Below are 23,982 nucleotides of genomic sequence, written 5' to 3'. Positions count from 1 at the left end.
TATGTAGTAACTCTTGTATTTTAACATGGTCCCCTCGCTACATAATTACAACTGTTCTATTGTTCTACAGGACTTAAAACCTACCATATCGCCTTGACAATGCGTCAATATGACCATAAACTAGCAAAGGATATTAGGAAATTAATAGGAGGTTTGTCCGTTAAGAGGTTCGAGTAAGGGTTTTAACCATATCTGATAATCTTTCGGTGTGTAGAAACGTAGCATTAGAACAACTCAGAAAAACAAGAAAGCGGTGTATCATGAAACGTCTATTTTTCATTATGTTTGCACTCACCCTGTTACTGGCTGGATGCCAGAGTACTGAACAGGAGAGTAGTCCGTCCGAAAATAACCCTACAGAAGTAGTAGAAGGTTCTACCATTTTAAGTTTGAAGCAGAAATACGGCTCTGAATCGGAACAAGCGATCATGCCGATGTACAATGTAGCTCAGGATGAAGAATTTACGTTCAATTTTAAAGCAGATTTAGGAAAATCTAATTGGTCCCTGAGAGATACCATATCCGTACATACCGATATTAAAGCACTCAAAGCAAGTGAAGTACCTTTATTATCAGATATTCATGACAATAGTATTTCTATTAGACCTCTTGGATGGGGCGTTTTAAGTTCAGATTCCATGATGAACAGGGGCCAAAGTTCTTGGGGTGGTGCCCCCATTTATTACATTCGTCTGAATTATGATCCTGACGCAGAGAACATGACGTTGCTCGATGAACCCATCATTATTCCGTTTACAGTGAAGTCAGAGTTACCTGTACCTAACCTAAGATACGAAATTGACAAAGATAGACGGTTCAAGTTGGTCTGGGACAAGGTTGAAGGTGCCACAGAATATAAAATTTATAAACGTTCTGACCTAACCAACTTCGATACAAATGTACCTCTAACTGGCGCAGAGGACGCGTTCAGTAATAGTCTGCCTTTAGATATTGCGGTAACGACAGAGACGTCTTTCAATGATTTTTTGAGAGACGGAAAAGGCGGGCTAGGCACTTATAATGAAATGATAACTACCACTCAGAACCATGGTATACGAGGAGAATATTACGTCACTGCAATCGGCGGAGGCAAAGAATCCAATTTTAGCAGAGGTGTCCCTACAGCTCCGCTTGCTTCCCAGTTGCCAACATCTCTGAAAGAACAATTGTATAGGGAGAAATTAAAGAATATAGATGTACTTCCTCAGAAAGCAACAGTTGAGTACAATGACGGCTCTCTAGCTCGTGAAACCATTGTCTATGATACCAAAAGCGTAGAAATTTCAGAGTTCAATGAAACGAATATTCCTTTTCATATTAAAGGAACAGCTCTGAAAAGTTACGTGCGTGTAGAAAATGTGACCCAAGCAGACCTGGACAGACTTGCTCAGCAAACCGTAGCCGATTCCAGCAACGGACTGGTGGAACCAAAGAATGACACACCTTACGTTCCTGCACCTGATGTGCCAACGATCATCAACAATCATGATGCACCTGAGTCTGCAACGGAAACAGAGGAAGCACCGGCTTCGGAAACTTCAACTCCAGAGTCTACAACCGATACTGGAACGTCAGAAGATGCAACTGATCCTCTATCTACTGAGGCTTCCGATGATACTTCTGATAATTCTTCAGATATGGCTTCTGAAGAAGCTTCCAATGAAGCACCTGCTCCAGCTCCCGAAGCTGAAGAAGACAACCTGGTAGATGAACAGAAATCCAATACACAGCAAAATGTAGAACAAGGTAATCAGGAAACCGTGCCTCAGCCTGCTACAGGTGATGCAATGATCAATGCAGATTCCGCATTGGAAGAAGTTTTAGCCAAAAATATGATTGCGGCACAAGATAAAATTTCGTTAAAAGCTTTTCCCGAAGCTCAAAATTTCTCGACACTCTCGGATGTTGTTCTGAAAGTGATGTACCAGAATCCATTGATTCTTGGTGTGGAAGGTTTCGAATACAACTATGGTACACTTACCCTTTCCATTTATTACAATGAATCGGCTAGTGGAATCCAGAAGAAGCAAGATGAGATTATTGCCAAAGCAAACGAAGTGGTGGCTTCCATTATCAAGAATGGTATGAACGAAGACGAGAAACGGAAAGCCATCTACGATTATCTGAACGATAACGCGAAGTATGATGATGCAGCGCTGGAAAATGCGGAGCAAAACAACTTCAAAAATGTCGATCCACAGTTTAATGACTCGTTTACCACATACGGTATTCTGGTCAAAGGAGTTGGGGTATGTGCCAGCTATGCTTCCGTTTACAAATTGCTCTCCGATCTCTCGGGATTGGAAAGCATCGTTGTAACGGGCGCTTCCAGCGGCGTTCCACATGCATGGAACAAGGTCAAAATCGGGAACGAATGGTTCCATGTCGATGCCACCAACAACCTGACGAACTCCGGCATCCCGTATTTCCTGTACAATGCCAATGATGAGACTGCTGCAAGTCAGAAAACGATAGCGGATCAAGATTATTGGCTTGATTCCGAGCTCACGATGTTTAATGGCGAGAGCGATGCCAATGATTATTATGTGCAGAATGATCTCGAAGTCGCGTCCATTAATGAGTACAAAACCAAGGCTGAGAGTGAACTCAAAAAAGGAGAGAACCGGGTCATTCTCCGTTTCGCCTCACCTGTTGACTCTGATGAGCTGATGACAGCTGCCGGTGAAGCCCTCGCTGCAGTGGATGAAGCGCTTCTGAATACAGCACAATTAGCCACGCTAGGCAGTTATGCCATTCTGGACCCGAAACCAGAGCAGAAGTAACTTAGTTACACAGGAATCCCCCTTGCTTTCTAACAAGCAAAGGGGATTTTTTGTCTATTATTAGATGACTTCAAGCCATTGATTTAACCTGTTGCAATCTGGTAATAAAAGAAGAAATAAATGCTTTTTCTTTCATGAGATTCTGTTGCAGCCTCTCACTTATTTTACTAAGTGTACTTGCATCACGCGTTATATTGTATTTCAGAACTATATTTCTCAATTTAAAGTAGTCCTGTTTCAGAATAGTGCTTAATTCCATGAAGGTTGCATCTCGTTCAATGATTGATTTCTCCATTAAGTAAGATAAACGTAACTCCATTAATAGCTTATGTTCATACAAGAGATGAAAGACTCGTGAATCCAACGCTTCTCCAACTAGGGCTGCCTGCTCAATGTCGGTAAAGATACGTTGAATGGCTTTCATTCCAAAATCGTATTTCTGATCTCTCACTAAGTCATATGTCTCGCTTGAATTAAGATAGTTTTCCATCGCCGTTATCATTTGCTCCACATGAATTGCATAATTGATATTCTGGATAGGCTTAAGAAATCTCACTTCTGTCCAAAAACTGTATTCGTTAGACATGGCCCAGTAGCCTTTCTCAAGTTCATCCAGACTGCATGCGGTTTGTATGAATTTACCATCATCTAGATTATCAGCAATGTATATCAAATTTTGATCCAGGTCATACCCGTACACCAACAATTCATGCATAAGATGTTCTTTCTGATAATAGTCTGTACACGCAATGTAGTATCTATCTGCATAAATATATAGATAATATCCCATATCTATCGCTTCTGTAATCACTTGCTTAAGTGATGTTCCCCATTTGCTAATCACAATTTCTTGTGGCAGGTTGTAAAAGGAAATTCCCGGACAGGTACTTAGCAGAAACTGATGAGAATCAAACGAAAAAATTCCCCATCCATGTGCATACCTGATTTGTATAAAGTTATTGAAAATCCATGGCCATAAATCTTCGTTCATAACGGATGTTAATGTCCCATACGATGTGTACGTGCTTATGACAGGGTCACCTAGTTTAAGTACATTCTTGGCCATTACAGAATTCCTCCTTCGATTCCTAGGCATAGTATATTGATCTGAACAGATTCATTGTATAAGCAACGCACTCTCAGAGCTGGGAGCGAAGAACATGTTCTTGAATATATTACCATGTACCTTTCCTATTTTATATAAGAACGCTTTCATATATAAAAATATTTTATTTCTCTCATCTTAATGACAAAAAAGAGGATACCGCCCCCCAATATGGAGACCGTATCCTCTTATACAATGATCGGATTACCTAAGATATTTAAGGACTAACCGTACCGCCATTTGCATTCAATGTCTCGCCACTCACATAGCTGGATTCCTGGCTTGCCAGGAACACAAATGCCGGAGCCATCTCGGCAGGTTGTCCTGCCCGACCTAGCGGTGTATTGGAGCCGAAATCAGCCAGCTTCTCGACTGGTTGTCCACCCACGACCTGGAGCGGTGTCCATACCGGTCCTGGTGCAACAACATTGACACGGATCCCTTTGCTACCCACCTGTTGTGCCAGCGCTTTGCTGAACGTGTTAATGGATGCCTTCGTTGTCGCATAATCCAGCAGGATTGGCGAAGGTTTGTACGCCTGAATCGATGATGTGTTGATAATGGAGCTGCCCGGCTTCATGTGTTTCACAGCTGCTTTGCAGAGCCAGAACATGGAATACACATTTGTTTTGAACGTTGCATCGAATTGCTCGGTAGTCAGATCCGCAATCTGCTCCACAAACTGCTGTTTACCTGCCACGTTAGCTAGGATATCAATCCCGCCAAGCTCTTTTACCGCAGACTCAATAAGTTCTTCACAGTATTTCTCATCCTTCAGGTCACCTGGCATCGTAATTGCTTTGCGACCGGCTTCCTCAATCAGCTTCACAACTTCCTGCGCATCCGCTTCCTCTTCCGGCAGATAAGCCAGAACAACATCTGCACCTTCACGGGCAAACGCAATTGCTGCCGCCCGACCAATTCCGCTGTCGGCTCCGGTCACAACTGCTTTGCGTCCCGTTAATCGTCCGCTGCCTTTATAACTTTTCTCACCCGCATCGGGAACAGGGGTCATCTCACGCTGGAGCCCCGGCTCATCCTGCTGCTGTTTCCACTCCGGTGTAGCCTTCGGATATTGGGTCGTTGGATCTTGCATGGTGTGCTGGTCTTGATTAGCCATGTTCAATTTCCTCCTTGGTTATTTACATTGATCACTACGATCACAGAATAACCTTCCGATCGCTGTTATCCCCAGATTTTTTTCTCTCCCTTATATAAGGTGAAAATCCGGTGATAGCGTATGCTTCCGATGTAGCTTTCTTTCAGAAAGCTTTTAGGCGAGCACTCCGTTTCTTCAGATTATTTCTGTGCTCTTCGTTATCATGTAAATATTAAATTTATTATCAGAAGTTGTTTGCGTAAAAGTTGCACTCTTTCCTTTGTAACCGAGATGGGTGGAATTTAAACTGGACCTGCTACATTTCCTTGGCAACTATTCCGGTATTGAATCTCCAGTGACTGGAGGTTGTATAATGAATCATGAGGTGATCTCGTTGAACTCAAATAAAGAACCCTATTCCATCGGTGAAGCAGCCAAACTGATCGGTTCCACGGTGAAAACGATCCGTTATTACGATGAGATTGAACTGTTACAGCCCTCCAGTCATACGGAAGGTGGGCATCGACTCTATACAACGCAAGACCTGTGGCAACTCGAACTCATTACAACACTACGTTATCTGAATTTCAGCATACCGGATATTCGAAAGCTCATGTCTGGTGAACTCGCGGTATCACAGGCATTGGATCTGCAGATTGAAGCCTTGGAAACCCAGATCGGCACGATGAATTCCATGCTCTCTGTTTTACACCAAGCGAGGCAGCATGAAGAAGAAACTTCACTGCGCTCGGAACAGTCTCTCACTTATATCTCCAGTCTGGTAGAATCTCTGACGGCGAATGCGAGTAAGCGAAAACAATTCGTTGCTGCCAAGGTGGATGAATCCCATCTGCTGGACAGCATTCCGCAGGATTGGAGAGTGTCGTTCCTGCACTTTTTCGACAAATACATGATGAAAGATACCAAACTGACGGCTCAGCAAACACTGGCCTGGAAGGAAATTCAGGAACTGATCAATGATCCGGCCTATTGGGCCGATCTGGCTCAGTTGGAGGTTCCATTCTTCATTATGGCGAATCAGCCACAAGTCGAAGCGGATGTCTGGGTGAAGAAAATGGAAGCAATTCGCATTCGCACTGCCGAAGCGCTGGACAAACGTTGGGCCATCGGTAGCCCTGCTGTGCAAAGCATGGTGTGGGACTTTGTGTTGATGTATGCAAGTGTCGAGCATGCCGAAACACCCGAAGTATTTTTCAGTAAACAGGCCCGATATATGCTGGACTCTGTGACCGATCGCATTCTGCGTTTTAACAAACTGTGCAAGGTGATGAATCCCGAATGGAGCCAGATTGTAGATGGCATTAACCTGTTGCAGGAGGGCATGCGGTTACGATTAAAACAAATGGAAGAAGACTGAACTTCAGTCTCCTTCCATTTTTACGTTTAGCCTTTTTTCAACGAATAGGATTCATGTTCTCCCACTTCCGTGTCCAAATGAAGCGATTGCCCTTTCAAGTAGTGGTTGAAGAAATCAATCGTTGTATCGTTCACCAACTGTTGCGTCGCCCGCGCATCTACACCTTGCGTCCATTCGAGCAGTGGAGAGATCAGGTAGAGATCGGAGAAACTCAGATGTTTGGTGTTGGTCAGCTCCATCCAGTAGTTCCCTCCTGCGGTTACCGGCTCATACCGAGCGTACACTTCCTCATAATATTTCTCGGCTTCCGGACGGGTCGTGCCCATCGCAGCAATTTCCTCGTCACTCATCACACTTGTACCTGCAACGGTTGAGTCTGCACTCATCATCAGGAACGGCTTGCCCACGCCTTCCGCAGGGATACGTTTCTCGCCAAACAATACACCGTCCATATTCATGCCTGCTCTCACACGCGGATCATCCATTAACATCTGTACTGTCGTTGCTCCGCCAAATGAATGCCCAAACATGCCGATGTTGTCCAGATCCATATGTCCGGTAAATCGCCCACTTGGGTCCCCCTTAGCCAACTTCTCTACCTCATCCAGTACAAACTGTGCATCCTTCACCCATGTCTCATTCAACTTGTCCATGTAACTGAATTGCAGCTGTTCAAAGCCTTCTTTCCCTTCGGATTCAAACTGCGCCACACGTCCATCCGGAAATACAGACACCAGACTGCTATACGTGTGATTGATGCCTACGACAATGTAACCTTGACTGACCAGCTGCTCGACCTGGAACGTATTCTGATTTTCATACCCATGCAGACCATGAGAGAAGAGAACAACCGGATACTTGGCTTCGGCATCAGACAACTGAGCTTCCTGTATCGCATGTGTTTTAACCTGACTCAGACTGGAAAATAAAAGCTTTGGCAGTTTCAGCACTTCATTGAAGGCTGTCCCGTAGATCTCCGGCTTATTAACATAAGGAGCTGTTGCGCCCTCTGCGTCTGGATTCGTTGGGTACCAGATCTGCACCATCAGCTCCCGTTTCTCTCCGGCGTTACTCGTCAGAAGTTCGTCACGGCTGTTATCTGTCCAATCGTAGGATACCGTTCCGATTCCATAAGGACCTGCTGGCTTGGCAAACGAAAATACCGGGAACAGTAGTGGCAAGCCAATGCTCACAATAGCGTATACCAGCACCAGAAGAGACGTTGCAATGATTCGAACACGCCCGAATTTGCCCGCCACAGGTGATGTGGAAGTGGATACCTCCGAACGTTTACTATTCAGCGAGGTTACACCTGACTGTTGCTGGCGTCTTGCCTTTGTAAATAACACAACCAGTGGAACCAACGTGAGCAGATACGCCGGAATCATCGGCCAACGAAATCCCTCGACTATACCATGGATGATCAACAGCACACCTGATATGGCGAATCCACCCCATACCATTTTCCGAAAATGTTGACTCTGTCTCCCGATCCCGATTACCCCCACGAATATAAGCAGGTTGAAAATAAGATAAATCCATTCTACTGTTTTCATAAGATGTATGCCCCCTTGTCTGCCTCCAATCTTAAAACCTCCAGTTACAGGAGATTCAAGCATGATTTTTGCGGATAAAAAAATGCACTCCCTGAATGACGCTGAATCACCCTCAGGTTCTCCAATGGTTTCAAGGAATGCATGTGTAGTATTACGTTGTAAGTTGACTTTGGAATACGAGACTAGCAATCTTCGCCGCCATCTATCCGTTGTCTTTTGCCGATGCCAAATGCGAACGGGAACCATCTGGACTTAAAGTTATGGTCAGCCATCTTGTTTCCCCAACGCTTTCTGAATCCGAACTGGCTGAACGCCAGCGCGAACCATGGAACCATATCCGGAAGGCAGGTGAACCATCACCGTTGTCCCCACACCCACCTGACTTTTCATTTCGACAGTTCCGTGATGAAGCATCACGATTTTTTTGACGATGGCGAGGCCCAGACCGTTACCACTGATGCTACGATCGCGTGACAGGTCTGTTTTATAAAACCGCTCGAAAACATAACTCAGTTGCTCCGGCGTTATTCCAATGCCCGAATCGGTTATCGTGAACAAAATTCCATCCACAGACTGGCTCGTGCGTATTTCGATACGGCCGCCCATGGGAGTAAACTTAATACTGTTGCCTAGTAAATTCATCCACACTTGGTTAAGCTGGTCCTGATCTGCCCTTATTTTGATACCGTCTGCCAATTCTAAATGAACTGGAATGCCTTTGGCTGACCATTGAGGCTCGCAAGTCACCACCACTTGTCTGATTTGCTCATCAAGATTATAGGTGGTTGTCTCGAACGGATGATGATCGGAATCCAGAGACGCAAGCTCCAGCAGATTATCACTTAGTCTGGATAGTCGTCCACTCTCCGTAATAATGATATCGAGGTAATAGTTACGATCGGCCTCAGCGACCAGGCTGCTGTTTTTCAAAGCCATGGCAAAACCGGAAATAGAGGTCAGCGGCGTTTGAATCTCGTGAGATACATTGGAAACAAAATCCTGTCTCATCTGTTCCAGCTGTTTAAGCTCACTCGCCATTTCATTAAAACTCTGCGTCAATGCTCCCATTTCGTCCACGCACTTTGTTTGGATTTCCACATTAAAATCGCCCTTCGCCAGTCGTTTGGTTGCCCGCGTCAACACCTGAATCGGCTTCACCAAATACCTTGCAGCAATTAGGATACAAAAACTTCCGATCAACAGTGCAAACATTAACACCAGCAAAATTATCCGATTAATGATATTTTCGTTCTGCGGAGAATACTGCATAAACATGGCTTGTGGTTCCCCTTTGTATGGAAAAGGAAGACCGATGAACGTCTGCTCCACTTCTCCGGGAGAACGATAGACCTGACCCTGCAACACCATTTGAACCGCTTCTGGTGCAATTTCAACGGTATCTGTATGGTCTAGGTCATAATAGGTTACGTTACCCGAAACGTCATATAGATGTATGGGGTAGGTGGACACTTTCACCATACTTTTGATGAAAGCATCCTTGTCCTCAGGTTGCGTCTGCTCATATAGATGGATCAGTTCCTCCCCTACAGAAATCATGTCATTCTGACCGATATGATTTACTTCTTTTTTGAAGAGGAAGATCCCCATGAAGAAAGAGGTTAGCAAGCTGAAAACAATGACAACCAGAAACGTGCAAATAATACGAACATATAAGGTTTTGATCATGTGATGACTAACCGGTAGCCCAGACTGCGAGCCGTTTCAATCTGAAAATGGTGTGCATCACCAGTAAATTTTTCCCTTAGTCGCTTGATGTGAACATCAACTGTCCGGTCATCCCCTTCGTAATCACTGCCCCAGATCTTGATGATTAACTGTTCCCGGGTAAAAATCTGCCCAGGCTGGTTTGCCAGCATGAACAGCAATTCAAACTCTTTTAAAGGCAAATGGATTGTTTCCTCTCCACGAATCACTTGAAAGCTACGTCGATTCAGCACAATGCCCCCTAGTTGAATCGTCTGGGAGGAGACAATCAAGTAACGTTTCAGCAAAGCTTTTACTCGCATCACAAGCTCTAGTGGATCGAAGGGTTTTGTTAAATAATCATCTGTTCCCAACTGAAATCCCTTCACTTTCTGGGCCGATTCCCCTTTTACCGTGACCATTAGCAATGGCATATTCAGATCCATACGCCGGATCTCCCTGCATAATTCCCAACCATCTAATCGCGGCATCATAATATCCAGGATCACCAAATCAATTTGGGATTTCTCCACAATCTCCAGTGCTTCTGCTCCGTCTTTGGCTACCACAATCTCGAATCCTTCATTGCGCAAAAACAAGGTAATCAGCTCACGAATATGCACATCGTCATCCACAACTAGGATTTTGGTCATATGAAATGTATGCCTCCGATATCTATCTTTTTTCTTCCACTTGGGAGGAGGCCTTCAACCAAAATGCCAGCCCAGCAGGTTCCAATGATAGAAAAATAAACTCAAGATCACTGCTGCTACCGTTACAAACGTATAGTGCACACGCTTCAGTAACGTCCAATATTGGTTTTTCCAGGCCAGAACGCCCATGATGAATATTGCCGCAGTCAGCCCTACAAGGATAACCGGCATAAACAGATAGAGACGTAAAGATAGTGGAATATGGCTAAGCCGATCAATCAGATTCATGTTCAACACCAGAAGTGTTGCGCCCAAGGTTAACAATCCCCATATAGATGTCATAGCCGACAGCCGGACTGCCCATTTCTGTGCTTTTGGCATCGCTCTGATTTCGCGTCTGCGATAAACAAATCCATGCAATACAGTGATGAACAGAACAACCGAAATGCCCAGCAAGAGGAGCCAGAACTTCGATTGGTTCATTAACGGTGCAGGTTCCAGCGGCATTGGGTTTAATATATCCAGAAACAGATACGTGACCTTGCCCTCTGCATCGGTGCGGAACCCCATCTGATGTGTCCCACCAACCTCTTGGAATAAATTCACTCCAATTGGAATATATACTTGCTGATCTGCACCACTTCCAATAAACAGTCGGTTATCCGAAACCTCAATATTGATTTGGGTCAGAAAACTGAAAAACTTATCAATTTTGGTATGATTACGACGGGTAAATTGATAGGAGCCTGCATATTTTTCCAGGGACTCTCCTAATTCAATAGAAGTCTCATTAGGCTGCTCAGTTGCATGTACAGGATAATATCGGTCAAAAAAAGCTTGCACCAACCCTTCTGCTGCCGTTCCGCCTTCCCCTCCACTATAGGAAACAAAGATGCCCACTTTTTTGTCGGGTACAAGATAAAGCGCTGTATTAAACAGCTCATCGGCCCCTCCATGAGAGATCACACGCAGTCCATTCATATTCAACTCGTAAAAGCCCAGATCCATGGCAGGTAAACGCTCATCAAACTGGAATGCCGGAGAATGCATGAGCTTGGCAGTTTCCGGCTTGAGTATTTGTTTATCTTCATATCGCCCGTCTTGAAGATGAGCAATCATAAAATGAGCCATATCGTTCGCCGACACACTCCCTGATCCCGCAGGACGGAATCCGCCCTCATACGTTGGCCGTTTGGTTACAAAATCGCCGTTGGCTCGGGTGTATCCAAGGACAGCATAGGGGCCCAGAGAGGCTGGAACAGGCTCCTCTACCGTAGCATAATTCATGCCCAGCGGATCAAATATATTTTTCTGTATATAGTCATTGTAGGCAACACCGCTGACTTCTTCGACAATAAGTCCCGCGAGTGAAGCGCCATAATTGGAATACGACAGCATCTCGCCTGGTGGCTTAACCCTTGCAGGTATATGTTTTGCCATCGTTTCAGCAATAGAGACGGGAAGTTTCCCCGGATCGGTAGTGATCTGGTAACCTACACCGCCTTCCTCGAACCCTGCGGTATGGGTCATGAGATGGCGCAACGTAATCGGTTCCTCATAGGTTTTCGGTATTTGCACCGTTTTCAGATAAGTGTTGACGTCTGTATCAAGATCAAGCTTGCCCGCCTCAACCAATTGCATCACGGCGGTCCATGTGAACAGCTTTGTTGTTGAAGCAATTCGAAATAAGCTGGTTTGGGGATCAACGGGTTTATTTTCTTCCATGTTCGAATGTCCGTACCCTTTGGAGAGCAGGATCTTCCCATCCTTCACAATCGAAATGACTGCGCCTGGAATCTGTAAAGATCGCATTTGCACATCCATCATCCCATCCATGAATGCCGTTAACTGATCAGTATCCTCCAGATTAGCTACGACTTCTTGCTCCAATTTACCCGAATTTAATCCCTGATTGGATACTGTTGCCGATAGGGGCATGGTCCCTAATCCAGTTGCCCCTAATATCATGCCTAACAATAACACCAGTAAAATCATTTTCCCAAAAATCTTTCTTATCAACGATGACATGACTTTACCCCACCACTCCGCATATTTTTTAATACCTGTTCTTACGCTTTCTTTCGAGAGCATATCAAGCACGTATGAACGGAGCGTGAACCTTTTTTCATATTTTGCCAAATTAAATGACCTTTAGTAAGATAGGAGCAGATTGAATAGGAAAAGGAGACTTTACATGCCTGACTTTTTACTGGTTTTATTTTTGTTTAACCTGTCTCTCTTTCTGCTTCACGAAATGGATGCCATCCGGCGGTCCGAGTGGAAATTGTTCATGGTGTTAAAAGATATGGAAGATGATAAGGCCTATAGGTATTTCACTTGGATTCACCTGCCAATGTATACCATCATTCTCTCTCTTCTTTTTAGCTCATATCAGACCATTACATTTTGGGTGCTGGATATTTTTTTCATCATACATACCGTATTACACTTCTTTTTCGAAAAACATCCTCGAAATGAATTTAAAAACGGGTTCTCCAGATCATTGATCTACCCTATGGGAATAATCGCTTTAATTCATTTGATATTCCTAATCATCTAATCTGTTTACACCGACGGAATGAAGGAAGCTGGAACGGTATTGTAGAATAACAGTGAATATGGAGGTGTGCCTATGCAGCAGCATCATGCAGAACGAGTTGAATTATTTGTTTCCAACACCCAGATCATCAAGAAATCGTTCAAATGGCAACATGCGATGATGCACCGTCTGGCTGCCCTGCTCTATGCAGCGGAGAATAAAACAGCGGATGGGGAAGCCATTCGTCAAAGCCATGAGTTGATTAAGCAAAACACAAAACTCTTCTCTGCTTTTAGAGGTAATTCGGCCGTTAGCATTGCTGCCATGCTCTCCCTTACAACGGATGAAGAGACGAGACTGGCAGACACCTTGCATGTCTATGACTTGATGAAAGAGATCAAATTCCGCAACTCTGATTATCTGGTTATTGCTGCCTATCAGATCGCTACTCAGACATCACCTGACCTGTTTCAACCTACGGTGGAGCGGGCCAAATTATTTTATGACGGCATGAAAGCAGAGCATCGTTTCCTCACTGGACAGGATGACTACATTTTCGCTGCCATGTTAGCCCTTTCCGATCTCGAAGTAGATACCGGTGTGGCACGCATGGAACAACTTTATGGCGAATTAAAACCGGAGTTCTCTTCCAGAAACAGTGTGCAGGCATTAACACAGGTCCTGGTTCTTGGAGAGGATATCCCGGATGCAGGTGCTCGTGTGATTGCCTTAAATGAAGCTTTTCGTAAAAGGGATCTTCGAATGGACAAAACGTATACGTTACCATCTCTCGGGATACTCTCCCTGTTGCCCTCGGACAGAGACTCTTTAGTGGATGAAGTCGCGGAAACAAATGACTGGTTACGGACTCAAAAAGGCTTCGGTGCCTGGTCAATCGACAAACAGGAGTTGCTCCTGTTCTCGTCTGCTCTGGTAGCCATTCAACATGTGGAGAATCTGCGCAACGGTGTGCTTACGACAGCAATTTCAACCAGTATCACAAACATTATTATTGCCCAGCAGGCCGCCATGGCCGCAGCTGCCACAGCATCGGCTGCTGCCGCTTCTTCATCATCATCGAACTAACAAGTGACCCTTACCTTCAATATAAGATGAAAAAGACCCTCCCGAGTTCAAGTTGACTCGGAAGGGTCTTAAAACATTCAAACCTACACCTAAAATAATGTTCATCATTTGCTAGGATATAATCCCCGTATCCCGGAACTCTTCCACGAAACTATCCAGCCAATCCGAACCATAGTCCAGCGCACCCATATCACTCTCAATAAAAGCAACATCTAGTCCCATCACCCAGAATCGGCGAGCAACAATAAAGAGATCAACCGCCTGCTCATCTTCGGCAGAGAAGCTTCTGACTGAACGATAACCTGCCATTAACGCATCCCATAATACTGCCTTTCGCTCATCAGACTGTCTTTTTCGAACTTTCACTTGAGCTAAATCGTAAGCACGCCAGCCTTTGGCTGCCCACTCGAAGTCATAATGGATGAACTGATGTTCCTGTTGAAACACATTGTTATTCCCATGCATATCGCCATGGCACAGACCAAAGTCCAGGTCTTGTCTGGAAGTGGCAACGATGCGTTCTTTTAATGTTGTGGCAAACGTACGGAGAAATGCTGCTGCTTCATTGTTCTCACCGATATAGTGAATAATTCGCTCAAGAGGTTCGTCAATAAGTAACTTCAGATCCAGCTCATATCGTGGCAGCTCCATGTTTACCTGATCCATAGCCTCATGCAATTCAGCGGCAGATTGGCCAAAGGCGTAACAAGACTCCTCATCCTCCAGGTTGTTCTCCGTACCTTCAATATACCGAAACATTACAGCAACCCGCTTGCCTTCCGCAGCCTCCAACATCGTATATCCTGTATGATCTTTCTTCTCGATGTATTCTCCAATGTCGGTATGTTCCGCAGGACCTAGAACGTTCTTCAGTTGAGACAATAACGAAAGCTCATACTGAACATCTGCCTCCGTAATTTCAGTGCGGTAGATACGGAGAATGTACATGCCGCTGGACGTACGAACCCGGTAGGTATCATTTAATCCTCTAAGCCAAAACAAACATTCTTCCCATGTTCCAATGTCATAGTGATTCCTTAATGCAGACTCCAGGTACCTGGGGTTAAGCACTGAACGTAAAGCAGTCGGTTGATTGGACATATGGTTGCTCCTTCGGTTTAATATGATTATTTCTCATCTGATGAACGAGGTAATCCTTTCCCCTATCAACCTATAACATAGTATATTTTTCATTTATTTTCCAGAATATATATTTTGATAAACAAATACTCTTTAGACTGTTATAGTTCCATCTTTCTCATCAGCAGGTTATTACACTCTGGGTCGATGCCAGCGCTCGACAATGCAGCACATTCACGAAAGGCAAAATGTTTGCACCCCCTGCATTTTTGAACATCCAGATGTACTAATGCATAATTGATGGCTTCACCCGTGTGCTCAAACATATGATCCGAACCAATCCGTTCAATCAAACCTGTTCTCTTCAGCATCTCCAGAGGTTGCGCCTGAGTGCCTGAAAGTAAAACCCTGCCCCCGGATCTCTCCATATGTTTGACAACACGGGCCAGATTGGATTCACCTGTCGTATCCATAAAAGGCACCTTGCCCATGCGCAACAGCAGAGTGCCTGGGCGCCGATGAATCGAATCCATGACCGACTTCTCGAACATATCCGCTGCGCCGAAAAAAAGTGGCCCTTCAATTGTATATAGGCTTATTTGCGGACAGTCATGTCCTTCCCGAACCATGTGGGCCATGACTTTCTCATGTTTATGATCGGGATCAGGCAGTACTTTGGCAACCTTCAACATCTCACTCATCCGTTTAACAAATAAAAGGACCGCCAGAATCAACCCAACCTCTACAGCCGTTGTTAAACTTGTAAATACGGTCAGCAAAAAGGTAATCAGCAGAACGAGTGAATCACTCGTTTTGGTTTTCATGACATGTATGAAGGATCTCCGTTCACTCATATTCCAGGCAACCAGCATGAGAACGGGAGCCATACTGGCAAGAGGAATGTGGGATGCATATGGCGCAAAGAGAACAAGTACCAGCAAAACCACCACACCGTGAATCACGCCAGACCATGGCGATACTGCGCCGGATTTGATATTTGTTGCTGTACGTGCAATCGCTCCTGTTGCAGGAATACCACCAAATAACGGCGTCACCATATTAGCAATCCCCTGCCCAATCAACTCTCGATTGCTGTTATGCCGACTTCCGGTCATGCCATCAGCAACAACTGCGGATAGCAGCGATTCAATTCCACCCAGCATGGCGATGACAAAAGCGGGTTGCAGCAAGTTCACGATACGCTCCCAAGTGATCTCAGGCACATGAAACTGAGGCAAGGAGTTAGGTATAGCGCCAAAGGACGAACCAATTGTAGCCACCTGCCCTTCAAAAAAGAACGCCGCGACTACCGTCGAAAGAACCAGCCCTACCAGTGATGCAGGTACCTTTGGTGCAAACCTGGGCACAAGCAGAAGAACAGCCAGACAGATTCCAGCTGTAAGCACACTGTATATATTAATCGTCGAGATATGCATCCCGATTTCTTTCATATTGGACCAGAAATCCTCGTGTTTCTCGATGCCTCGAAGTCCCAGAAAGTTCGTTATTTGTCCGCTAAAAATAATGACGGCAATCCCTGCCGTAAAACCGATAGTCACCGGCTTTGGAATAAACTTAATTAATGCCCCAAGCTTGAATACACCCATTAGTACAAGCATCATTCCGGCCATCATTCCGGCGATCAGCAGATTCTCATATCCATACTGCATCACAATGGCAAAGAGGATCGGAATGAATGCCCCCGTTGGCCCGCCAATCTGGAACTTGGACCCACCCAGCAAAGAAATGAGAATCCCAGCGATTACTGTGGTATATAATCCATACTCCGGTTTGACCCCGGAAGCGATGGCAAAGGCCATACCGAGTGGAATCGCAATGATACCTACAATCAGTCCTGATAACAGATCCTTGCGAAAAGCGGCAGCATTGTACCCTGCATATCTCCCCATCCATTTCATGTAAAAAAAACCTTCTTTTCTTCATATATTTGAATATTTGAATATATTTAAAAGACTACTCCCCTACATACGTCCTGTCAATCGGATTACACACAATCACAGCAGGAACTTAACACAAAAAAACAAGAACCTCCGGTGATTACACCCAGTTGCTCTTGTTTATTGTGTCAGGACTCTTTACGAATATCTTCCAGCATGGAAATGGCATCAACCAGATGATTGTCAAAAATCTGTTTGGTGACTGCCAGCAGGTCCTTAATCAGCGGATCACGCAGCGAATAGGTGACGGTTGTCCCTTCTTTGATTCCGTGGACAACGTTTTTGCTGCGCAATACAGCCAGTTGTTGTGAAACGGCAGAGCCTTCCGATCCCAGAATGCTTTGCAGTTCATTCACGTTCTTGGCTCCTTCACTCAGCAGCTCCAGAATCTGAATTCGCATCGGGTGTGCCAACGCTTTGAAAAAATCCGCTTTAAACTGTTGTATGCTCTGATTCATACGCTATGCCCCTTCAATCGAACTTTTGAAGATGCAAATATCATAACATAGAACGGGTACCATGCTTTACTCTAACCGTAACGGTTTGATGGAAAAATTAAGATTGACCTTGAAGTACACTTCAACCTTTATACTTTACTTATAGTCTCCACAGACCGTATATCTGAACTCCATCAGGAAGGGTGATTCCTCAATGAACATGTATATCCATAATCACAAACGCTCGTTGACGAGCTTTCTATTCGAGAAATATATCGGAACGTTAGATACCAAGAAATTTTTTTCAACACGTGAGCTTACCCGCAAACACCTGGATCATATGGGCTTGGAAAACATTAAACCTTATACGTTGGGTAAAACAAAACTGTTATCTTCCATCAAAGAGCGCTCCCATGAAGACATGCAGGTGTTCACCTTAAACGATCAGCATTCCCGTGAACAGAAGGTCATTCTCTACATTCATGGCGGGGCGCATACACACCAGCCGCTGTCTTTACATTGGAAATTCATGGACCGCATGGCTCAGGCCCTGAATGCCAAAGTTGTTGCTCCCATCTATCCAAAGGTTCCGCATTTTAATTATCAGCACACATATCCGAAACTGCTCAATCTATACCGGGATCTCCTTTCCTCCGTGGACGACCCGGCACAACTCACCATTATGGGGGATTCCGCAGGCGGGAACATATCCCTGGCCTTGGCCCATTATCTGAAGATGCATGATCTCCCGCAGCCCAAAGATATCATCTTGTTATCGCCTTGTGTGGATATGGTGCTGGACAATCCGGTCATATTTGATTACGAGACCCGCGACCCTATGCTCGCTGTCGAAGGGTATGATGTCATCCGGCGGATCTGGGCAGCTGACAAACCATTGAACGATCCGTTAATCAGTCCAATCTACGGAGATTTCGCCGGTTTGGGCAAAATCAGCATCTTTATCGGGACTCACGAGGGCTTGTTTCCTGATAATATGAAGCTCGACAAGCTGCTGACGGATCAAAGAATCGATCACCAAACGTACGTTTACCCCAAAATGAACCATGTCTTTGTCCTCTATCCGATTCCGGAAGCCAGGGATGCTCAGCGTAAAATGGTTAACATCATAAAAAACTCAGCACATGAAGCTGGACAATAAACTGTAACGCCTCCCCCATACTCCTTTGGCAAAAAGAACAAAAAAAAGCTCAATCCCTGGACTAGCGCCACCGGATTGAGCTTTCTTGCTGTTATTCTGTCATCTAAATATTATTTATATGAACCATATTCAAACCAATCAAAGTCCGCTACCTGATCGGAAGAAGTACCATTGCTGCTGCTAAACATCCCGATACAACAGCCAACAAAGCCGCCGGCTACTTCGGTGCTCAAGCTGCTTGTATCCACCTGTTCCGCCACCAGATGATACTGACTTCCATCTGTGCTGTAATAGAAGTTTAGTTGCTGACCTGTTGCGGCCAGTTTGATATACACCCGCGATACATCACCCTCCAGTGCGATTTGCGCAATGTGGGTATCCTGACCATCTATACAGGTCAGCACACGCAGCACCTGCTGATTCTCGACCAGAGCACGCTCAATCCGTACGTGATACAGATCGTTCTGAATGACGACAAGACCAGCGGTTTCGTTGGCACTCCCGGGCACAAATTCCATCGCTGTAGCTGCGACATAATCCATATGCCTTTGACGTAGACATACAAAGCTGGAATTTTCTTTTTCCTTCAATGTTTGCGGTTTCAGCTTCAGCCGCAAGTATCCTTTTCGTTCGGTTAATGAATAGAGATCCTCCTGAGGATTGCGCAGGAACATCCATTGTAAACCCAGACGATCGCTGTCAAAATGGTCAAAACGCAGTTGCGGCTCTACCGGAACAGGCTTCAAATCCAACGTGCCCTGCTCCTCCAGGATTCCGCGGCCCTCATTGACAACAGGCCATCCGTCCTCCCAAACGACAGAAGCAAGGAACGTCTCCCGCCCCAGATTGCTATAACTCCCCCCATATGGACGCGAAGCAAGCATGACCATGAACCATTGACCGTTCGCAGCCTGCACCAAGTCGGCATGTCCGACATTAACAACAGGGTAACGCTTACCCAAATGGCGATGTGTAATGATTGGATTATTCGGATTCCCGACGTATCCTTCGGTCAAACTTTTGCTACGAGCAATGGTCACGGCATGGTTGGGCCCTGTGCCTCCCTCTGCAATCAATAAATAGTAATATTCATCGATCTTATACAGATGCGGGCCTTCCGGCCAGATGACATCCACCATCGCTCCGCGCCACAGAACGTAACTATCTCCCACCAGCTTCATACTGCCCAGATCAAGCTCTCTCAGCCAAACTTCCCAGTTCCCATTGTAACGAACTCCCTCCGAGCAAGGACGTGTACCAAGGTAATACGCTTTGCCATCATCGAAGAAAATTGTAGGGTCTATGCCTTCTGCGCCTTCAATAAAATAAGGATCAGACCATGGCCCAGCCGGGTCGGTAGCGGTTACAACAAAATTGCCGCCATGTGATACATTAGTTGTAATCATATAGAAGGTGCCTTCATGATACCGAAGCGTTGGAGCGAATATCCCCTGTGAATGGCCTGCTCCCTGAAGATTTAATTGCGAAGGGCGGTCCAGCACATTGCCAATCTGTTTCCAATTCACTAGATCACGGCTCTGAAAGATCGGAACGCCAGGAAAATAGGCAAATGTGGATGTCACCAGATAAAAATCTTCACCCACCCGGCATACGGACGGATCTGGATAAAACCCGGGCATAATCGGATTGTTAAACGTGCATTGTTCGCTTTGATTTACATTTTTCATTCTTTTACCCCTCCAATGGTTAGTCCAGTCACAAAGTATTTTTGCAAGAACGGATACAGTAAAACGATCGGCATTGCCGTCACAACCGTGATGGCTGCCCGAATGGATACAGGCGTCACCATGTTGGTTACATTTTTGAATGAATCCACGTTGACCGTCCCCCCCTGTGAGGTCGCAGAGGACAACAATTTCATCAGCTCATACTGCAAGGTGGTCAAATTCCGATTTCCCGCTGTGTACAACATGGAGTCAAACCAGGAGTTCCACTGACCTACAGCAATAAACAGTGCGACCGTAGCCAGAACCGGCTTGGATAAGGGAAGCACGATACGCATGAAAATCCGAAAATCTCCGGCTCCATCCATCTTCGCGGATTCAATTAACCCCTCCGACAGTCCCTGAATGTAGGTACGAATGACGATCATGTTGAACACCCCGATCAAGCCGGGAATAATGTATACCCAGAAGCTGTTCAGCAGCCCCACTTGTTTGATCAGCATGTATCCCGGAATTAAGCCCCCGCTGAAATACATCGTCATGACAAACAGCGTCGTGACCAATTTGTTAAACATGTACTCTTTGCGGCTCAGTACATAGGCCAGCATGGCTGTACAGAACAGCTGTACAACCGTTCCCACCACGGTTCTGGCAACCGAAACAAATGCGGCTTGCGTCAGATTCGGATTCTGGAATACGGAGACGTAATTTTGCAGCGTCCATTCCCTCGGCCAGAGATAGATCCCCCCGCGAATCGTATCCAGCCCGTTATTGAAAGATACGGCAATGGTGTTTAAAAAAGGATATAACGTAACAACCATGACAAGCAACATAAATATGCCATTGGTGATGGAAAAAATAGAGTCTCCCAAGCTTCGTTTTCTACTAAATCTCTTCACAGCTCTGCCCCCTTATCATATCAATCGCTCTTCACCAAGAGACTTGGCAATCCCGTTGGCGATAAATATGAGCACCAGACTGACCACACTTTTGAAAATGCCTGCTGCGGTGGCAAGTGAGTAGTTGCCGAGATTAATCCCGTATTTCAAAACAAAAATGTCGATCGTCTCGGATACATCCTGCACAAGTCCGTTCCCCAACAAGTATTGAATCTCAAAACCTGCGTTCAGTACGTTACCAACGTTGATGATGAGCAGGATAATAATCGTTGGTTTGATGCTTGGAAGCGTGACATTGAACATTTTACGAAACCGTCCGGCTCCGTCGATGGAAGCTGCCTCGTACAGGCTCGGATTAATCGACGCCATGGCCGCCAGATAAATAATCGTGCCCCAGCCAATTTCCTTCCACATGCTGGACAGACCTACAATCCCCCAGAAGTATTTGGGTTCGGCAAAAAAATTGATCGGTGCATCAATCAGGCCCAATTTCGTCAACAGCACATTCACTATTCCTGTTTCCGTTGATAATACATTCGCAACGATACCTGTTACGATGATCCACGACAGGAAATGTGGAAGGTAGGAAACCGTCTGTACCACGCGTTTGAACAATACCATTCGCAGTTCATTCAATAAGAGTGCCAGACCAATTGAGCCGACAAATCCCAGAAACAGACTGATCAGGCTCATCGCCAGCGTATTGCGAATGACACGTAAAAATGTAGGGTCCGTGAATAACGTTCGAAAATGATCCACCCCCACCCAATCCTGCTCCATAAAACCAATGCCCGGTCTATAATTCTGAAACGCCATCAACCAGCCCCATAATGGTCCATACGCAAAAATAGCGATAAACGCAATAAACGGAAATGACATCCACATTAATTGTCGCTGACTTTTCATTCTGGAAAGGTTATACCCGATCCAGCTTGTTCCCGCTGGGATATGGCTGGTTTTTAACGAAGGCTGCAACTCCTTTTTGGCCATGTTTTTTCTCTCCTTGCTTACGAGTTTATCTATATCACCCAGTCTGAGTGAATCGATTCCATTCCTATCCAATCTCCCAATCTAGCGTGTAAGAAAGGCTACGGGGTTCCCCATAGCCTTTCTGTGTGACAGGCCTTTATCCCCACAGTTCCATGCGTCTGCGGACTTCTTCCGTCAGCGCATCTTCATACGCTTTAATATCTGCACTTTCCTTAAGCGTGGCTTGATATTCTTCCCAAGCCTTATCAAATTCGGATGGTGAAGTCATAATCACTTTTGGCAACCATTTGCGTTTTACATCGTCCATTTTCTGTCTGGCGATGGTCTCCGGTTTATTTGGTTCAAAATTATAGGTATAGATTGGGAACCACGGTTCATTTTCCTCCGCAGGCTCAAGGAAGTCGGTAAATTTCGTGAATCCGTAGGCCTTCAACACTTTTTTGTCGATGTCATTCAATGTGGCAAGGTACTCCTCCGGCTGCTCCTTAGGGTCAAGGGCATTCTTCCCGTCAGCGGTCATGCCCTCATGATGCGGGAAATAGACCAATGGGCTTCCCGTGTTCGCCAGTACCCAGTCCGGATCTTTGGAATTCGCACGTTGCTCCTCATTTCTGGAGAACACGCCTTTGTCATCGACTTGATAATCCACGCCTTCCTGTCCCCAGGTTCTCAATACTTCCATCTCAGGGTCCAACAGATCATTAATATATTGAAGTGCTCCCTCGATATCCTCGCAGCTCTTTGTAATAGCCAAGCCACCATTCACATTAAGGATTGGATTGTTCTGATAGCGCCCTTTAACATCCTCGGAGAGTGTAATGGACAACGGTACATAGGTTTTGTCATACAATTTTTGCTTCACGAGTGATGCCTCGGCGTCAAGGAACTGCCATCCTTGATCCACCATGCCCAGCACACGTCCGGTTGAAATTTTGGAGATATATTGATCATAGTTTGCTGTGAAGGTTTCGTTATCGACCAGGCCTTGATGATATACCTCATTAATTTTCTTGAAATATGCCTTTGCTTCCGGAATGGTATTATAGTTTTTGGCCGTCAGCGTTTCTTTATCAACGATGGCTGCGCCTTCGTTCGGATAACCAGCCATGAAGAGCGGAGGGTTCTCCAGTGCGAAATAACGCCAGTCATAGGAGATAATTTCAAATCCAATTGTTGGCTGACCATCAACGGTCGGGTGAGCTGCTTTATACCGTTCAATCAAGTCGAAGTATTGGTCAAGCGTTTTAATTGTCGGATAATTATCCCACTCCAGTACGGCCTTCTGAATCCAGAATGCTTCTCCGTCATGGGATACTTTCATCGACTTTTCTTGTATATTTCCGAATTGAGGAATGAAGTAGATATGTCCATCCGTCGTATTTTTCATCTTCTTCCAGTCTTCGCCCAGGTAATTTTTGATGTTTGGATATTTATCGATGTAATCCTCAAGTGGTACTAACGCCCCTGCTGCTACCAGTTGCTGAGTACCATCACTCCCATCGATAAAATCGGGATATTCGCCGCCTGCAATGAGTACGCCAATCCGCTCTTTGGCTGTTTGGCCCGTAAGCCAGTCCATCGTGACTCTGACGCCTGTTTTCTCCTCAATAGCCTTTAACACCCGATTATCGTCAGGCGCAATTTTTCCCGGTACGGCAAAAAATGCGGAAAATTGTTTCAATTCCCTTCCATCTGCTGTCTTTTCCCCTTTCGAGGATGATCCCGTTGTACATCCAGTGAGTGCGATGACCAGTATTAAAGCTAACAGAGCACTATACTTGATTCTTTTTCTAACATCCTTTTTCATCATGACCCCTCCATCGATTATATTGACAGAAGCTTTTTGGAAAGCGCTTTCCAAAGGCTGACTT

At 45.3% G+C, this 23,982-nt stretch carries 17 protein-coding genes and 2 pseudogenes; 5 read left to right on the top strand and 14 right to left on the bottom strand.

The window, feature by feature from the left end:
* Positions 1–260: 260 nt before the first annotated feature.
* Complete coding sequence (locus NST33_RS04110) at positions 261–2,783, top strand: transglutaminase-like domain-containing protein (protein WP_339306871.1); 2,523 nt, start codon at positions 261–263, stop codon at positions 2,781–2,783.
* 70 nt (positions 2,784–2,853) lie between these two features.
* On the opposite strand, the gene NST33_RS04105 is transcribed toward NST33_RS04110, so the two are convergent.
* Together NST33_RS04105 and NST33_RS04100 are read right to left on the bottom strand one after the other, a co-directional pair.
* On the bottom strand, positions 2,854–3,849 hold the full coding sequence (locus tag NST33_RS04105) for a BtrH N-terminal domain-containing protein (protein WP_221818767.1): 996 nt from the start codon (positions 3,847–3,849) through the stop codon (positions 2,854–2,856).
* Positions 3,850–4,105: 256 nt separating this feature from the next.
* Positions 4,106–5,008 carry an SDR family oxidoreductase gene (locus NST33_RS04100; protein WP_017690578.1) on the bottom strand — a complete coding sequence of 301 codons (903 nt, stop codon included), beginning with the start codon at positions 5,006–5,008 and terminating at the stop codon, positions 4,106–4,108.
* A gap of 352 nt (positions 5,009–5,360) precedes the next feature.
* On the opposite strand from NST33_RS04100, the gene NST33_RS04095 reads away from it, so the two are divergent.
* The gene (locus NST33_RS04095) at positions 5,361–6,365 is read left to right on the top strand and encodes a MerR family transcriptional regulator (protein WP_221818766.1); all 1,005 of its coding nucleotides are present in this window, start codon (positions 5,361–5,363) and stop codon (positions 6,363–6,365) included.
* Between the two features lie 26 nt (positions 6,366–6,391).
* Here the strand turns inward: NST33_RS04095 and NST33_RS04090 are convergent, their stop codons facing one another.
* From NST33_RS04090 to NST33_RS04070, 5 genes and pseudogenes are all read right to left on the bottom strand, one after another.
* Positions 6,392–7,921 carry an acetylhydrolase gene (locus tag NST33_RS04090; protein ID WP_339306868.1) on the bottom strand — a complete coding sequence of 510 codons (1,530 nt, stop codon included), beginning with the start codon at positions 7,919–7,921 and terminating at the stop codon, positions 6,392–6,394.
* 182 nt (positions 7,922–8,103) lie between these two features.
* Positions 8,104–8,271, bottom strand: a pseudogene (locus NST33_RS04085) (amino acid permease); the annotation flags it as partial.
* A gap of 52 nt (positions 8,272–8,323) precedes the next feature.
* Positions 8,324–9,133 (bottom strand): annotated as a pseudogene (locus tag NST33_RS04080) (HAMP domain-containing sensor histidine kinase); the annotation flags it as partial.
* 470 nt (positions 9,134–9,603) lie between these two features.
* Positions 9,604–10,278 carry a response regulator transcription factor gene (locus tag NST33_RS04075; protein ID WP_339306866.1) on the bottom strand — a complete coding sequence of 225 codons (675 nt, stop codon included), beginning with the start codon at positions 10,276–10,278 and terminating at the stop codon, positions 9,604–9,606.
* Positions 10,279–10,332: 54 nt separating this feature from the next.
* Entirely contained in the window at positions 10,333–12,306 is a 1,974-nt protein-coding gene (locus NST33_RS04070) for a serine hydrolase domain-containing protein (protein ID WP_339306864.1), read from the bottom strand.
* A 166-nt stretch (positions 12,307–12,472) separates the two neighbouring features.
* Here NST33_RS04070 and NST33_RS04065 point away from each other — a divergent pair, with 166 nt between their 5' ends.
* Both NST33_RS04065 and NST33_RS04060 read left to right on the top strand, forming a co-directional pair.
* Positions 12,473–12,838, top strand: coding sequence for a DUF6713 family protein (locus NST33_RS04065; RefSeq protein ID WP_017690584.1), 366 nt, complete (start codon positions 12,473–12,475; stop codon positions 12,836–12,838).
* A gap of 72 nt (positions 12,839–12,910) precedes the next feature.
* The gene (locus NST33_RS04060) at positions 12,911–13,903 is read left to right on the top strand and encodes a DUF4003 family protein (RefSeq protein WP_339306861.1); all 993 of its coding nucleotides are present in this window, start codon (positions 12,911–12,913) and stop codon (positions 13,901–13,903) included.
* Between the two features lie 111 nt (positions 13,904–14,014).
* On the opposite strand, the gene NST33_RS04055 is transcribed toward NST33_RS04060, so the two are convergent.
* The 3 genes from NST33_RS04055 to NST33_RS04045 all read right to left on the bottom strand — a co-directional run bounded on the left by NST33_RS04055 (position 14,015) and on the right by NST33_RS04045 (position 17,399).
* Positions 14,015–15,004: a phosphotransferase gene (locus tag NST33_RS04055; RefSeq protein WP_339306859.1), complete on the bottom strand. Its 990-nt coding sequence runs from the start codon at positions 15,002–15,004 to the stop codon at positions 14,015–14,017.
* Positions 15,005–15,144: 140 nt separating this feature from the next.
* Complete coding sequence (sulP, locus tag NST33_RS04050) at positions 15,145–16,902, bottom strand: sulfate permease (protein ID WP_339306857.1); 1,758 nt, start codon at positions 16,900–16,902, stop codon at positions 15,145–15,147.
* A gap of 167 nt (positions 16,903–17,069) precedes the next feature.
* Positions 17,070–17,399 (bottom strand): metalloregulator ArsR/SmtB family transcription factor, encoded by a 330-nt coding sequence (locus tag NST33_RS04045; protein WP_017690603.1) that lies wholly within the window; start codon positions 17,397–17,399, stop codon positions 17,070–17,072.
* A 193-nt stretch (positions 17,400–17,592) separates the two neighbouring features.
* Between NST33_RS04045 and NST33_RS04040 the strand changes: the two genes are divergently transcribed.
* A complete protein-coding gene (locus NST33_RS04040; RefSeq protein ID WP_339306855.1) occupies positions 17,593–18,537 on the top strand; it encodes an alpha/beta hydrolase in 945 nt (314 codons plus the stop codon).
* A 110-nt stretch (positions 18,538–18,647) separates the two neighbouring features.
* Here NST33_RS04040 and NST33_RS04035 read toward each other — a convergent pair whose 3' ends face one another.
* The 4 genes from NST33_RS04035 to NST33_RS04020 form a co-directional block, all read right to left on the bottom strand.
* Positions 18,648–20,225 (bottom strand): glycoside hydrolase family 43 protein, encoded by a 1,578-nt coding sequence (locus tag NST33_RS04035; RefSeq protein WP_339306853.1) that lies wholly within the window; start codon positions 20,223–20,225, stop codon positions 18,648–18,650.
* Entirely contained in the window at positions 20,222–21,055 is an 834-nt protein-coding gene (locus NST33_RS04030) for a carbohydrate ABC transporter permease (protein ID WP_081745822.1), read from the bottom strand. The genes NST33_RS04035 and NST33_RS04030 overlap by 4 nt, the downstream gene beginning before the upstream one ends.
* 81 nt (positions 21,056–21,136) lie before the next feature.
* On the bottom strand, positions 21,137–22,111 hold the full coding sequence (locus NST33_RS04025) for an ABC transporter permease subunit (RefSeq protein WP_036606005.1): 975 nt from the start codon (positions 22,109–22,111) through the stop codon (positions 21,137–21,139).
* 136 nt (positions 22,112–22,247) lie between these two features.
* Complete coding sequence (locus tag NST33_RS04020; RefSeq protein ID WP_260632549.1) at positions 22,248–23,921, bottom strand: extracellular solute-binding protein; 1,674 nt, start codon at positions 23,919–23,921, stop codon at positions 22,248–22,250.
* Positions 23,922–23,982 lie beyond the last annotated feature (61 nt).

It is taken from the genome of Paenibacillus sp. FSL L8-0435 (genome assembly GCF_037965655.1).
Taxonomy (GTDB): Bacteria; Bacillota; Bacilli; order Paenibacillales; family Paenibacillaceae; genus Paenibacillus.
The sequence above is the reverse complement of the archived record's forward strand: the minus strand, read 5'-3'. Positions and strand labels throughout refer to the sequence as shown.